The 14925-nt window shown below is 62.9% G+C and carries 11 protein-coding genes; 10 read left to right on the forward strand and 1 reads right to left on the reverse strand.

Annotated elements, in window-relative coordinates:
- The first annotated feature begins 145 nt into the window (after window positions 1–145).
- The 3 genes from EN749_RS16140 to EN749_RS16150 all read left to right on the forward strand — a co-directional run bounded on the left by EN749_RS16140 (window position 146) and on the right by EN749_RS16150 (window position 4363).
- Entirely contained in the window at window positions 146–937 is a 792-nt protein-coding gene (locus EN749_RS16140) for a GntR family transcriptional regulator (protein ID WP_245491420.1), read from the forward strand.
- Between the two features lie 80 nt (window positions 938–1017).
- Window positions 1018–1806, forward strand: coding sequence for a DeoR/GlpR family DNA-binding transcription regulator (locus EN749_RS16145; RefSeq protein WP_128363511.1), 789 nt, complete (start codon window positions 1018–1020; stop codon window positions 1804–1806).
- Between the two features lie 82 nt (window positions 1807–1888).
- On the forward strand, window positions 1889–4363 hold the full coding sequence (locus tag EN749_RS16150) for an FAD-dependent oxidoreductase (protein WP_128363512.1): 2475 nt from the start codon (window positions 1889–1891) through the stop codon (window positions 4361–4363).
- Here EN749_RS16150 and EN749_RS16155 read toward each other — a convergent pair.
- Window positions 4360–5229 carry a LysR substrate-binding domain-containing protein gene (locus tag EN749_RS16155; RefSeq protein WP_013533042.1) on the reverse strand — a complete coding sequence of 290 codons (870 nt, stop codon included), beginning with the start codon at window positions 5227–5229 and terminating at the stop codon, window positions 4360–4362. The two genes, EN749_RS16150 and EN749_RS16155, sit on opposite strands and share 4 nt — an antisense overlap.
- Window positions 5230–5383: 154 nt before the next feature.
- On the opposite strand from EN749_RS16155, the gene EN749_RS16160 reads away from it, so the two are divergent.
- The 7 genes from EN749_RS16160 to EN749_RS16190 all read left to right on the forward strand — a co-directional run.
- Entirely contained in the window at window positions 5384–7084 is a 1701-nt protein-coding gene (locus EN749_RS16160) for a Na/Pi cotransporter family protein (protein WP_128363513.1), read from the forward strand.
- Between the two features lie 139 nt (window positions 7085–7223).
- Window positions 7224–8423, forward strand: coding sequence for a 2-aminoethylphosphonate--pyruvate transaminase (locus tag EN749_RS16165; RefSeq protein WP_127408609.1), 1200 nt, complete (start codon window positions 7224–7226; stop codon window positions 8421–8423).
- Window positions 8424–8447: 24 nt separating this feature from the next.
- Entirely contained in the window at window positions 8448–9707 is a 1260-nt protein-coding gene (gene phnA / locus EN749_RS16170) for a phosphonoacetate hydrolase (RefSeq protein ID WP_127266988.1), read from the forward strand.
- Between the two features lie 224 nt (window positions 9708–9931).
- Window positions 9932–11389, forward strand: coding sequence for a phosphonoacetaldehyde dehydrogenase (gene phnY / locus EN749_RS16175; RefSeq protein ID WP_127811141.1), 1458 nt, complete (start codon window positions 9932–9934; stop codon window positions 11387–11389).
- 71 nt (window positions 11390–11460) lie between these two features.
- Window positions 11461–12819, forward strand: a complete 1359-nt coding sequence (locus EN749_RS16180; protein ID WP_128363514.1) for an aspartate aminotransferase family protein — start codon at window positions 11461–11463, stop codon at window positions 12817–12819.
- A gap of 419 nt (window positions 12820–13238) precedes the next feature.
- Entirely contained in the window at window positions 13239–14237 is a 999-nt protein-coding gene (locus EN749_RS16185) for a putative 2-aminoethylphosphonate ABC transporter substrate-binding protein (protein WP_128363516.1), read from the forward strand.
- A gap of 122 nt (window positions 14238–14359) precedes the next feature.
- Window positions 14360–14925 (forward strand): ATP-binding cassette domain-containing protein (locus EN749_RS16190; RefSeq protein ID WP_128363517.1); only part of this gene is annotated, 566 nt, incomplete at its 3' end.

The raw sequence follows: 14925 nt of genomic DNA on the forward strand, positions 1-14925 counted from the left end.
GTGCTGGGCCTTGTCGCAGGAGAAACCCACATCGTGACAGCGGAACGCTTCCACCAGGTGTTCCTGCTGACCGCGGTCATCCCGCTGCTGTCCGTCCCCCGCTTCCTGTACCTGCGTGCCGAGGACGGCGTGCAGGTCAGCGGCCATGTTCGACCGGAAACTCTCAAATGATGCAGAATGTGTGCGTATACGGGCATACATATATCCACATGGGGAGTCTTCAATTAGGCTGGCACTATGTGAGCGGGAGCATCGATTGCAAAGATTTGCGGAAAGCGTGATGCAGGGGCCGCGAACCGTGGCCGAACAGGTCGCCAATGTCCTGCGCGAAGCGATTGCCAGTGGGACCATCAAGGCGGGCACTTCGCTGCGCCAGGATGAATTGGCCGAGCAGTTTGGCTTCAGCCGCATGCCAATCCGTGACGCCCTTCGCCAATTGGAAGCCGAAGGCGTTGTTTCCATCCATCCGACAAAAGGCGCGCAGGTCGCCCGGATGGACGGCGCCGAGATCGGTGAAATCTACGCACTGCGCGAACTGCTTGAATGCGAGGCGGTGCGGCTTTCGCTTCCCAACCTCGCCGGCGCGAAGCTCGACGAGGCGGAACAGGTGCTCGACCAGATCGACGCGGAGCGCAATGTCGGCCGATGGGGTGCGCTGAACCGTGCCTTTCATCTGGCTCTCTACGACGCCTGCGGTAACCGTCGATTGCTCGGCCTGATCGAGGCGCACCACAATGCCGCAGATCGCTACGTCCGCATCCTCCTGTCGAACCTGGATTATCGCAGCCGCTCGCAGACGGAGCACCGCGACCTGCTGGCCGCCTGCAGGGCGCGCAAGGAGGACAAGGCCATAAGCATTCTGAGGCAGCATCTTCGCGAGGGAAGCGAGACGCTGGTCAGCGCGATCAGGGAAGATGGCCTGTCGCGAAAATCCTGACGGCGTGGCTTGAGCTCCGGTTGCCTCTGCGCGCGATCACTGCCACATATTGCAACATCGATACTCGATCCAGGATCATCATGTCCCCCGACAGCAGCCTGCCGGCGCGCGCCCTTGCTCCACGTCGCCACGAAGAGATCCTGCGGCGGCTGGGCGCTCACGGGTCTGTCAGTGTCGCCGAGCTGGCCGGGTTCTTCGATGTCTCACGCGAAACCATCCGCCGCGACCTGAAACTGCTGTCGGATAAGGGGCAGCTCGGCATCGTCCATGGCGGCGCTGCCCGTTTCGAGCCGAGCGAACCGGCAATGAGCCTGCGCAGCCAGGAGAATGCCCGGGGCAAGGCTGCGATCGGCAGGATAGCTGCCGGTCTTGTGAAGGACGGCATGGTGGTGTTCCTCGATTCCGGCACCACCACATTGGCCGTCGCACAAGCCATGACCGACCTGCGCGATCTCACCATCTGCACGGCGAGCCTGAAGATTGCGCTTCTGCTGTGCCACGTCTCAGGCATGCGCGTACATATGCTGGGTGGCGAAGTCGATCCCGGCGAAGAAGCAGCCTCCGGCATCGACATGCTGGAAGCCATGTCGCGCTTTCGCGTCGACGTCGCCTTCCTTGGCGGGGGCGCTCTGTCGCCCGACGGCGAGGTCACCGATTTCACCCGCGCCGGCGCCGAACAGCGCAGCCGCATGATCGCGCTTGCCGCCAAAACCTACTTCGTTCTCGACAGCAGCAAGTTCGCAAAGCTGACGCCGCTCAGGATCCCGAATTTTCAACGCGCCGCCGGCGTGATCGTCGATGCGAAGCCGCAGGCCGACATCGCCGAAGCGCTTGCGCGCAAGGGGCCTGAGCTGATGGTTGCATCTTGATGTGATATTTTGTGGCATTTTGTGTTGATATTTGGAATTCGACTGCTATGATCCGGCTCGTGTCAAAACGGCAGGATCTCCCATGACAAACCAATTCCCCACGCAGGCGCGCGTCGTCATTGTCGGCGGCGGCATCATCGGCTGCTCGGTCGCATATCATCTGACGAAGCTCGGCTGGACCGATGTCGTGCTGCTCGAGCAGGGGCAACTCAGCGGCGGCACCACCTGGCACGCCGCAGGGCTTGTCGGCCAGTTGCGCAGTCATTCCAACATGACCAGCCTGATCAAATACTCCACGCAGCTCTATGGCGAGCTGGAAGCCGAGACCGGGCTTGCCACCGGCTGGAAGAATTGCGGCTCGCTGTCGGTGGCGCGCACCGCCGACCGCATGACGGTGCTGAAGCGCACGGCCGCATCGGCACGCGCCCAGGGCGTCGACATCGATGTGATTTCGCCCAAGGAGGCGGCTGATCTCTGGCCGGTCATGGCGACCGACGATCTGGTCGGCGCCGTCTGGCTGCCGGGCGACGGCAAGGCCAATCCGACCGACCTTACGCAATCTCTGGCCAAGGGCGCGCGCAATGGCGGCGCGAAAATTATCGAGCGGGTCAGGGTCACCGGTATCAGCCAGAGGAATGGTGTCGCCTGCGGTGTCGAGACGGATCGCGGCAACATTGCCGCCGAGATCGTCGTCAATTGCGCCGGCCAGTGGGCGCGCAAGGTCGGGCTGATGTGCGGTGTCTCGGTGCCGCTGCATTCGGCCGAGCACATGTACATCGTTACCGGCAGGATCGAGGGCGTGCACCCGGACCTGCCCGTGATGCGCGACCCCGACGGTTTCATCTATTTCAAGGAAGAGGTCGGCGGCCTGGTCATGGGCGGCTTTGAGCCGCACGCCAAGCCGTGGGGCATGAATGGCATTCCCGAAAATTTCGAGTTCGCGCTGTTGCCGGACGATTGGGATCAGTTCGAAATCCTGATGGAAAACGCGCTGGTCCGCGTGCCGCAATTGGCCGAGGCCGAGGTCAAGAAATTCTACAACGGTCCCGAGAGCTTCACGCCGGACAACAATTTTCTCCTTGGCGAGGCGCCGGAGTTGAAGAATTTCTATGTCGGCGCCGGCTTCAATTCGATGGGCATCGCCAGCGCCGGCGGTGCGGGTAGGGCGCTGGCGGAATGGATCGTCAACGCCGCGCCGACCATGGATCTATGGCCGGTCGATATCAGGCGTTTCGCCCCCTTCAACAACAATCCGCGCTGGCTGCATGACCGTGTCAAGGAAACGCTCGGCCTGCACTACGCCATGCCGTGGCCGAACCGCGAACTGGATACCGCACGGCCGTTCCGCCGGTCGCCGCTCTACGACCGGCTCGCCGCCAGGGGCGCCTGCTTCGGTTCCAAAATGGGCTGGGAGCGCGCCAACTGGTTCGCGGCACCGGGAGAAAAAGCCGAAAACGACTATGCCTTCGGCCGTCAGAACTGGCACGAGGCGGTCAAGCGCGAGATGAAGGCGACACGCGAAGCCGTCGCCGTCTTCGACCAGACCTCTTTCGCCAAGCTCCTCGTGCAAGGCCACGATGCCTGCGCCGCGCTCAACTGGATCTGCGCCGGAAATATCGACGTACCGGTCGGTACATCTGTTTATACGGGCGTGCTCAATGCACGTGGCGGCTATGAAAGCGATTTCACCGTGATGCGGCTTGGCGTGGAGAAATTCCTTATCGTCACCGGTTCGGCGCAAGCCATCCACGATGCCGACTGGATCGTCAAAAACATCCCGTCCGACGCGCATGCAATCTTGACCGATGTCACCTCGTCCTACGCGGTACTGGCATTGATGGGGCCGCGCTCGCGCGATCTGCTGGGCAAACTCTCCTCGGCCGATCTCTCCAACGCCGGCTTTCCCTTCGCCACCATCCGCGAGATCGATATCGGCTATGCCACCGCCTATGCCAACCGCATGACCTATGTCGGCGAACTGGGCTGGGAACTGATCGTGCCGACCGAATTCGCCGTCGGTGTCTATGAGGCACTGCATGAGGCTGGCAGCGAGTTTGGCCTGATCGATGCCGGTTACTACGCGCTCGACGCCTTGCGTATCGAAAAGGGTTTTCGCGCCTGGGGTCGTGAACTGACGCCAGATATCAGCCCTTGGCAGGCTGGGCTTGGCTTTGCTGTGGCGATGGACAAGCCGGGTGGCTTTATCGGCCGCGACGCGCTGGTTGAGACGAAGCCATCAGCACCGGCAAGACGCGTCGTGCTGTGCACGCTCGATGATGCCGAGCCGATGCTGTGGGGCGGCGAACTGATCCTGCGCGACGGCAAGCCGGTCGGCGAAGTCCGCTCGGCCGCCTACGGCCACACGCTTGGCCGCTCGGTGGCGCTCGGGCTGATCGAGAACGAGGCGGGCGTCGATGCTGCGTTTCTCACCGGTGGTCGTTTCGAGATCGACCTTGCCGGCGTTCGCCATGCCGCGACAGCACATCTGCGCAGCCCCTACGATCCGAAGTCGGAGCGGGTGAAGGCTGATGTGGTGGAGGTTCGCGCTGCCGCCTAATCCGCCGACATGGACCTTGCCATATCCAGGAACGCCCGCACCAGTTTGCCGCCGCTGCGTTCACGCAGGCAGATCAGCGCTTCGTCCATCAGGGTCTCGGGAGCATCGATGGTGATCGGCACCAGCCGCGAATCCTGGCCGAATTCGGCCGCCGAGACAAAGCCGATGCCGGCGCCCGATGCGACGATCTCGCGGACCGCTTCGCGGCCCTCGGCTTCGATCGCCGGCCTGAGTTCGATTTTCGAGGCGGCTGCGAGATCTTCGAGTTTCTGACGCGTCTTCGAACCGCGCTCGCGCATGACCAGCGATTCCTGCGCGAGTTGCTTGAGGGTGAGCGACTTTTTCGCGGCCAGCGGGTGGTCGACGGATGCAAACGCGATGATCGGCGTCGAGTTGAGTTTCAGCACCTCGAAATCGCGCCCTGTCGGCACCTCGCCCAGCACGCCGATGTCGGCATCGTAGCTGTAGAGGCTGCTGATCACCGTCTCGGTGTTGCCGGCGCGCACCGAAACCTGTACGCCGGGGTAGCGAGCCCGGAAGCTGCCGAGAATGTGAAGCAGATGATGTGCGGCATCGGCGACGATGCGCAGCGTGCCGGAACGCAGGGCGCGGGACTCCGTCAGCAACTCCAGCGCCTGTTGCTCGGTATCGAACATGCGGTGGGTTATTTCGAGCAATTTCTGGCCGGAATGGGTCAGCGTGACCTGCTTCTTGTTGCGGTTGAACAGCAGCACGTCATACTCTTCCTCGAGCTTGCGCACCTGGTCCGAGATCGCCGGCTGGGTCAGGAAGAGCGCCTCGGCGGCACGTGAAAAGCCACCGCAGATGGCCACCTGGTGAAAGGCTCGCAACTGGACGTAGCGCATCTGCCGTGCCTCCGACACTTCTGAAATCGCCGACATCCTATCATAAGGATGGCTTAGGAAAAGATCGAAAGGAACGATTTGACTTATGTTTTGCCGACCCTCAGCCTGAGCATGGTCGACATCCCTGCCGGCCGTTGGCACCGGAGGCGTCGCCATGCAATTTTCCATCATCCTGCTGCATCTGGCGGGTGCGGTCATGCTGCTGCTCTGGGCCGTGCATATGGTGCGTACGGGTGTCGAGCGGGCCTGCGGCCCCGCTTTGCGTGATGCCCTGAGGCAAGCCCGGGGTGCACGGATCAGGTCGGCGGGCGTCGGCACCGTGCTTGCCGTGCTGCTGCAAAGCTCGACCGCAGTCGCGATCCTGGCGGCCGGGTTTGCCGCCAGCGGCATGGTTTCGGTGTCATCAGGGCTGGCGATCCTGCTGGGCGCCGATCTCGGTTCCGCCCTGGTCGTGCAGGTGCTGTCGTTCGATCTCAGCTGGCTGGTGCCGGCGCTGATCCTGGTCGGCGGCGCGATGGTCCTGAAGTTCGAGGTGGCTGGCATCAGGCAGAGCGGGCGAATCCTGATGGGGGTCGCCTTCGTCCTGTTGTCGCTGCATATGATCGGCGAGGCGACCGCTCCGATGCGGCAGAGCAATTTGCTGCCACTGGTGATTTCCTATCTGCGCACGGACTATTTCACCGCCTTTGCCGCAGCTGCCCTGTTCACATGGCTGATCCACTCCAGCGTCGCGGCGATCCTGCTGTTCGTCACGCTTGCCGCGCAAGGCGTCTTGCCGGTCGAGGTCGGCCTGCTCTTCATCCTCGGCGCCAATTGCGGTGGTGCGCTGATTGCGGTGTGGCTGACACGCGGCGATGCCGTCGAGGCGCGCCGTGTCCCGCTTGGCAATCTGATCTTTCGCGGCACGACGGCGCTCGCCGCCTTGTTTGCGCTTCAGGCCGTGACCTTCCCGGCGCATCTGTTCGGCGCAACCGAAGGCCGCCAACTGGTCAACCTGCACCTTGCCTTCAATATGGTGCTGGTCATCTGCTGCTTGCCGTTCACCGGCACGATGGAAAAGCTCGCCACCTTGCTGATCCCCGACAGGCCAGCGGCAAAGGCAGGGGAGGCTGGGGACCTGATGTCACGCCGCACCAGCGCGCTCGACCGCACCGTCATGCGCACACCCGGTCTCGCTCTGGCCAGTGCGACCCGCGAGTTGCTGCGCGTGGGCGAAGTCGTCGAGGTGATGCTGCGCCCGGTGATGGATTTCTTCGACGCCGGCACCGCCGACCAGATACGCCAAGCCCAAAAACTTGATGAGGAGGTCAACCGCGCCCACACCGAGATCAAGCTCTACATTGCCGAAGTCAATCGCGGCAGCATGAGCGCGGCCGAGGCGCAGCGCGGCATAGAACTCACCGACTTCGCCATCAATCTCGAACGCGCCGGCGATATCGTCGCCAAGAACCTGCTCGTGCTCACCCAGGAGCTGCGTGACAAGAACCTGCGCTTTTCACGCGACGGCTTGAGCGAACTGGCCGGGCTTCACAACCGTGTCATGGCCAACATGCAGCTTGCACTCAATGTGCTGGTGTCGAGCGATCTCGAGTCGGCGCGGCAACTCGTCGTCGAGAAGGAGCGGATGCGCAGACTGGAACGCATGAGCCATGACCGTCACCTCAAGCGCCTGCAATCAGGAATGCCGCAGAGCATCGACACCAGCGACATCCACCTGGAGGCGGTGCGGGCGCTGAAGGAGATCAACTCGCTGATGGCCTCGGTCGCCTATCCCTTGCTGACGCAGAGCGGTGATCTGCTCGAAAGCCGGCTGGCGAGAGGGGCAGCGGAAGCGATGGCTCCGGCGCTCGCCTGACGGGCGACATTCTCCGCTGGCGAGTGGCAATCCTTGCCATCGTTAGAATCGATACATCGATACAAAATAACGATTTTACAAATAGATCATTCAGGCCAAGAATAAGGCCACATCGAACGCAGATCGAGCGGAGGACAACATGCTCGCCGAGACGAAATTTGCCGCGGAGCCGCTGGCCAGTCCGGCGCTGGGCGAGCCGTATCTTCTGACCCCAGGGCCGCTTACCACGGCCTATTCGGTCAAGGAGGCGATGTTGCGCGACTGGGGATCGTGGGACGGCGACTTCCGCGCCATGACATCGGATATGCGTCGCCGCCTGCTGGCGCTGACCGGGGACAGGAACGATGAGTTCGACTGCGTGCCGATGCAAGGCAGCGGTTCCTTCTGCGTTGAAGCGATGCTGGGTTCGTTTGTGCCCAGAGATGGCAAGGTTCTGGTGCTGGCCAACGGCGCCTACGGCCTGCGCGCCGCGCAGACCATGCAGTATCTCGGCCGCGCCTACACGCTGATCGACAAGGGCGACTATCTGCCGCCGCGCGGCGACGAGGTGGCTGCGGCCCTCGCGGCCGACCCTGATATCACCCATGTCATCGCCATCCATTGCGAGACCAGCTCCGGCATCCTCAATCCGGTCGCCGAGATTGCGCAAGCCGTCCATGCCAAGGGTCGCAAGCTGCTGGTCGATTCCATGAGCGCGTTCGGCGCCGTAGCGCTCGACGTCAACGATATCCGCTATGAGGCGATGGTCTCGTCCGCCAACAAGTGCATTGAGGGCGTTCCGGGCTTCGGCTTCATCATCGCCCGCAAGAGCGAGCTGGAGGCTGCCAAAGGCAGGAGCCATTCGCTGTCGCTCGATGTCCACGCCCAGTGGGCGCACCTCAACAAAACCGGCCAGTGGCGCTACACGCCGCCGACGCACGTCGTCGCTGCCTTCCTCGAAGCACTGCGCCAGCACGAGGCCGAAGGCGGCGTCGCCGGCCGTGGCGCTCGCTATACGAGGAACCGCGACGTCATGGTGGCCGGCATGCGCGACCTCGGTTTCGAGACACTGCTCGGGGATCGCTGGCTGTCGCCGATCATCGTCACCTTCTTCAACCCGGCCCATGCCAGTTTCGCCTTCGACCGCTTCTACGATCTGATGAAGGACAAGGGCTTCATCATCTATCCGGGCAAGCTGACCGCCGTCGATAGCTTCCGCGTCGGCTGCATCGGCCAGATGGACGAACATGTCATGCGCCGCGTCGTCGAGGCGGCGGCCTTCTCGCTTCATGAAATGGGCGTCGACACCGCCGCCCCACCCGCCGCGGCACTCGCCGAACGCGCCAAACTCGCCGCCTGAAGCGGCTGATCTCGAGGATATCAGATGAACCAGATGTCTCCCATCAACGTCGCGGTCAACGGCCGCACCTACGCCTGGCCGCGTGTGCCGGCCATCGCCATCTGCCTTGACGGCTGCGAGCCTGCCTATCTCGACGAGGCGATCGAGGCCGGGCTGATGCCGGCTCTGGTCAGGATCAAGCAGAAGGGCACGGTGCGTTTTGCGCACTCGGTCATTCCGAGCTTCACCAATCCCAACAATCTGTCGATCGCCACCGGCCGGCCGCCGTCGGTGCACGGCATCTGTGGCAACTATCTCTATGAGCGCGAGACCGGCAAGGAAGTGATGATGAACGACCCGCGCTTCCTGCGCGCGCCGACCATCTTCCAGGCCTTCTATGATGCCGGCGCCAAGGTCGCCGTGGTCACCGCCAAGGACAAGCTGCGTGCTTTGCTTGGCAAGGGCCTTGCCTTCGATGAAGGCCGCGCGCTGTGCTTCTCGGCGGAAAAATCCGACACCACCACCAGGGCCGAGCACGGCATCGACAATGCCTCGAAACATTTTGGGCTGCCCGTGCCGGAGGTCTATTCGGCCGAACTTTCGGAATTCGTCTTTGCCGCCGGTGTGCAGCTGCTGAAGGAGTTCCGTCCCGACATCATGTACCTGACGACCACAGACTATGTGCAGCACAAATACGCGCCGGGCGTGCCGCAGGCCAACGCCTTCTACGAGATGTTCGACAAATACCTGACCGAGCTTGATGCGCTCGGCGCGGCGATCGTCGTCACCGCCGACCATGGCATGAAGCCCAAGCACAAGGCGGACGGTTCGCCCGACGTCGTCTATGTCCAGGACCTTCTCGACGAGTGGCTGGGCAAGGACGCCGCCCGCGTCATCCTGCCGATCACCGACCCCTATGTCGTGCATCACGGCGCGCTCGGCTCGTTTGCCACCGCCTATCTGCCTGATGGCGCAGATCAGGCCGGCATCATGGCCCGGCTGGCGAAGATCGACGGCATCATGCTGGTCGTCGACAGCCCGACGGCGTGCGAGCGCTTTGAGCTGCCGGCAGATCGCATCGGCGACATCGTGCTGATCTCGACCGAGAACAAGACGATCGGCACCTCAGAACATCGCCATGACCTGGCGGCTCTGAACGAACCGCTACGGTCGCATGGTGGGCTGACCGAGCAGGAGGTGCCGTTCATCGTCAATCGTGTGCTGCCGGAATTGCCTGATGAACCTGTGTTGAGAAACTTCGACGCCTTTTACTACGCCACAATGGCGGCGGCACTGGCGGGCTGAGCGCTAGTGTGGACCCCCCACTCCGCCTCGCTACGCTCGGCACCTCTCCCCCGATCGACGGGGGAGAGGAAGGCGCCAGGGTTAGCCGCGGCTTAGCCGGGAAACGTGGGGGCGCCGACTTCGCCTGATTTCCTCTCCCCCGTCGATCGGGGGAGAGGTGGCCCGGAGGGCCGGAGTGGGGGTCGACCCCGCGACGTACCCAAGAATCTGCTGGAGCAGAACCCATGACCAAGCTCGACCCAGCCATCACAGTCCGCCACGAGCCGATGCGCATTGCCGGCAAGAAAGTTGATGCCGACGGCGTCGTCGAGGTGCGCTACCCCTGGAACGACACCGTCATCGGCACCGTGCCGGCCGGGCGTGCCGAGCACGCGCGAAAAGCATTCGAGATCGCCGCCAGCTACAAATCGAAGCTGACGCGCTACGAGCGTCAGCAGATCCTGTTCCGCGCCGCCGAGGCATTGGCGTCGCGCCGCGAAGAAATCTCCGATCTCATCACGCTCGAGCTCGGCATCTCCAAGACGGACTCGCTCTATGAGGTCGGCCGTGCCTATGACGTGTTCACGCTGTCGGCGCAGATGTGCATCCAGGACGACGGCCAGATCTTCTCCTGCGACCTCACCCCGCACGGCAAGGCGCGCAAGATCTTCACCACCCGCGAGCCGTTGAAGGCGATCTCGGCGATCACGCCGTTCAACCACCCGCTCAACATGGTCTCGCACAAGGTGGCGCCGGCGATCGCCACCAACAATTGCGTGGTGGTCAAGCCGACCGAATTGACGCCGATGACGGCGCTTCTCCTGGCCGACATTCTCTATGAAGCCGGTCTGCCGCCCGAAATGCTGTCGGTGGTGACCGGCTGGCCCGCAGACATCGGCAACGAGATGATCACCAACGACAATATCGACCTGATCACTTTCACCGGCGGCGTGCCGGTCGGCAAGATGATCGCCCGCACCGCCGGCTACAAGCGCCAGGTGCTGGAACTCGGCGGCAACGACCCGCTGATCATCCTCAACGATCTCTCCGACGAGGATCTGGCCAGAGCCGCGGATCTGGCCGTCGCCGGCGCGACAAAGAACTCCGGCCAGCGCTGCACCGCGGTCAAGCGCATCCTGGTTCAGGAAAGCGTCGCCGACCGCTTCGTGCCGCTGGTGCTGGAGCGGGCGAAAAAAATCCGCTTCGGCGATCCGATGGACCGCTCGACCGACCTTGGCACCGTCGTGCACGAGAAGGCGGCGGCGCTGTTCGAAGCCCGCGTCCACATGGCCGCCGAGCAGGGCGCCGAAATCCTCTACAATCCGGGTCGTCAGGGCGCGTTGCTGCCGCCGATCGTCGTCGATCGCGTTCCTCACACATCCGAATTGGTGATGGAGGAGACGTTCGGCCCGATCATCCCGATCGTTCGCGCGCCGGACGACGATGATGCGCTGATCGCACTGTCCAACTCGACCGCCTTCGGCCTGTCGTCGGGCGTCTGCACCAACTCTTTTCCGCGCATGCAGAAATACATCGCCGGCCTTCAGGTCGGCACCGTCAACATCTGGGAAGTGCCGGGCTACCGCATCGAGATGTCGCCCTTCGGCGGCATCAAGGATTCGGGCAATGGCTACAAGGAAGGCGTCATCGAGGCGATGAAGAGCTACACCAATGTGAAGACATTTTCGCTGCCCTGGTCCTGACCGGGCGGCATTGACGGATAAACAATGGAGGGAGCGTTCGCCGCTCCCTCATTCGCGTTTCGGAGACCATGATGGCCGCGATCAAAGAGCTTGTGCACACCGAAGGCGATTCCAACACCACAGCGGCTCGCGGCCGATGGGATGCCGGGCATGACGATCCGCGGATCCGCGGCTTGCTCGATCGCGACGCGGCTGCCTTCATGCACCAGAGTCTGTCCAGCCCCTGCCTTTCGACCATCGCGAAGGCGCAAGGCATCTGGATCGAGGACACCGCTGGCCGCCGCTTCATGGATTTCCACGGCAACAGCGTGCATCACCTCGGCTACGGCCATCCAAGGCTGGTCACGGCGATCAAAAAGCAGCTCGATGAGCTCTGCTTTGCGCCGCGCCGCTTTACCTGCGAGCCCGCTGTCGAGCTGGCGGAGAAGCTGGCGGCATTGGCGCCCGGCGATCTCGGCAAGGTGCTGTTCACCACCGGTGGTTCGGATGCCATCGAGGTCGCGCTGAAGATCGCCCGCGCCGCGACCGGCCGCTTCAAGACGGTGTCGTTCTGGGATGCGTTCCACGGGGCCGGCTTCGGCGCTGCAAGCGTCGGCGGCGAGGCGACCTTCCGCTCGCACATATCAGGCCCGATGATGACCGGCACCGAGCACGTCGCACCCTGGGACGGCTATCGCTGTCCCTATGGCCACGATTCCCTCGAAACCTCGGGGCTCGCTTGCGCCAACATGATCGCCTATGTGCTCGGCCGCGAACAGGACGTGGCGGCGGTCGTCGCAGAACCGATGCGGGCGACGCCCAACCCGCCGCCGCCCGGTTTCTGGAAGCGGGTTCGCGAAGCCTGCGACCGGCACGGCACGCTGCTGATCTTCGACGAGATCCCGACCGGGCTGGGCAAGACGGGAAAATTCTTCGCCCACGAGCATGATGATGTGACGCCCGACATCGTCGTCCTCGGCAAGTCGCTCGGCGGCGGCATCCTGCCGATCGCCGCCGTCATCGCGCGCCGCGACCTCGACGTCACCGGTGGCTTCGCGATCGGCCACTACACCCACGAGAAGAACCCGGTGACGACCCGCGCCGCACTGACAACGATCGACATCATCCTGGAGGAAGGATTGGTCGAACGCGCGGCCGAAATTGGCCGGCACATGCTGGAGCGTATGCAGCACCTGATGGCGCGCTCGCCCCATGTCGGCGACGTCAGGGGCAGGGGACTGATGGTCGGCGTCGAGCTCGTCGAGGATCGCGATACGCGCGAGCCGGCGCGCGATCTCGCCGAACGCGTCTTCTATGCTTGCCTGGGGCAGGGGCTGAGCTTCAAGGTCAGCCAGGGCAATGTGCTGACGCTGTCGCCGCCGCTGGTCATTTCGAAAGCTGATCTCGATCGTGCGCTCGACATCCTCGAGACCGCCGTGCTGGCGGCCTGACCATGAAGGCCGTGCGCACCGACCGCGAGCTCGAATGCCCTGAAATCGACGCGGGCTTGCGGGCGAGGGGGGGGGTCGATCTGGTGGTGACTGTCCGCTCGTCCGACCCGCGTTTGCGGGCACAGACAACGGGCGTTTCGTTCGGCTGACCGTTGCCAATCGTGGGCTTTCGCAAGCGCGAAATCGCGGCCGCAACAGGCATGCGACAGTTCCATGACAACTATCAGGAGAAGTTTGCCTGTCATAAAATAAATAGATTTTACTTATCGATCACCAATCCCCAGAGTTGACCCAACGACGAAATCCACAAGCGCTACAGGGCCGCAAGGTCCACCGGCGAGATCGTCACAGTGCATCGCAGAATGTGCCAACAATCAAAGGGGAACTGAATCGTGAAATCACGCAACGCAACTATCGCAATGGCCTTCGCCGCGGCATTGATGTCATCCGCCGCCTTTGCCGAAACCTCCGAACTGACAGTCTATACCGCCATTGAAGCCGAAGATCTCGCCCGCTACGCCGAGACTTTCACAAAGAGCCATCCCGACATCAAACTGAACTTTGTCCGCGACTCCACGGGTGTCGTTACCGCCAAGCTGTTGGCCGAAAAGGACAATCCGCAGGCCGACGTTGTCTGGGGCCTTGCCGCTACATCGCTTCTGGTGCTGAAGACCGAAGGCATGCTTGAGCCCTATGCGCCAAAAGGCGTCGAATTACTCAAGCCGAAGTTTGTCGACAAGGACACGCCACCGGCCTGGGTTGGCATGGACGCCTGGGCGGCTTCGATCTGCTTCAACACCGTGGAGGGCAAAAAGCTTGGCCTCACCGAGCCGACCAGCTGGAAAGATCTTACCAAGCCGGAATACAAGGGTCACATCGTGATGCCGAACCCGGCCTCGTCCGGCACCGGCTTCCTCGATGTATCGAGCTGGCTGCAGTTGTTCGGCGAGAAGGATGGTTGGGCCTATATGGACGCCCTGCATCAGAATATTGATGCCTACACGCATTCTGGTTCGAAGCCGTGCAAAATGGCCGCCGCCGGTGAAACCGCAATCGGCATCTCGTTCGAGTTCCGCGCCGCGAAATCGAAGAAGGAGGGAGCCCCCCTCGACATCGTCATCCCGTCCGAAGGCATCGGCTGGGACATGGAGGCATCCGCGATCGTTGCGGGAACGAAAAATCTCGAAGCCGCCAAAACGCTGCTCGACTGGTCGATCAGCAAGGAGGCCAACGAGATGTACAATGTAGGTTATGCGGTTCTGGCTATGCCGAATGTCGCCAAGCCGGTCGAATTCCTGCCCGCAGATATCGAGTCCAAGATGATCGACAATGACTTCGAGTGGGCGGCCAACCACCGCAAGGCCATTCTCGACGAGTGGACGAAGCGCTACGACGCCAAGTCTGAGCCCAAGAGCTAGACGCAGAGCATTTCGACAGGGCGCCGCTCTGACGGCGCCCTTCTCGTAACTCTTCCCGGATGGTCAAAATGAGACACGAACCCGTCGCTGATCTATCGGCAACGCTGGCCGAGGTGCATCCCATGACCGCTGCCGGCAACACGGCCTACCTACAGATCGAACATCTCTGGAAGGCCTTCGGCGAGTTCCATGCGCTGAAGGACATCTCGCTCGACATCAACGAAGGCGAATTCATCTGTTTTCTCGGCCCTTCGGGTTGCGGCAAGACCACGCTGCTGCGCGCCGTCGCCGGCCTCGACCTGCAGACCAGAGGCGTCGTCCGCCAGGGGGGCAGGGATATCTCAACGCTGCCGCCGTCAAAACGCGACTACGGCATCGTGTTTCAGTCCTACGCGCTGTTTCCCAATCTGACGATTGAAAGGAACATCGCCTTTGGCCTGGAAAACACCAAACGGCCGCGCGCCGAGATCGATGCCCGCGTCAAGGAATTGCTCATGCTGGTCGGCTTGTCCGATCAGGCGAAGAAATACCCAGCGCAGCTTTCCGGCGGGCAGCAGCAGCGCATCGCGCTCGCCCGGGCCATCGCCACCTCGCCCGGCCTGCTTCTGCTCGACGAGCCGCTGTCGGCGCTCGACGCCAAGGTGCGCGTGCACTTGCGCCACGAGATCAAGGGGCTGCAGCGCAAGGT

Origin of the sequence: Mesorhizobium sp. M7A.F.Ca.ET.027.02.1.1, assembly GCF_004022985.1 — a bacterium.
GTDB lineage: Bacteria > Pseudomonadota > Alphaproteobacteria > Rhizobiales > Rhizobiaceae > Mesorhizobium.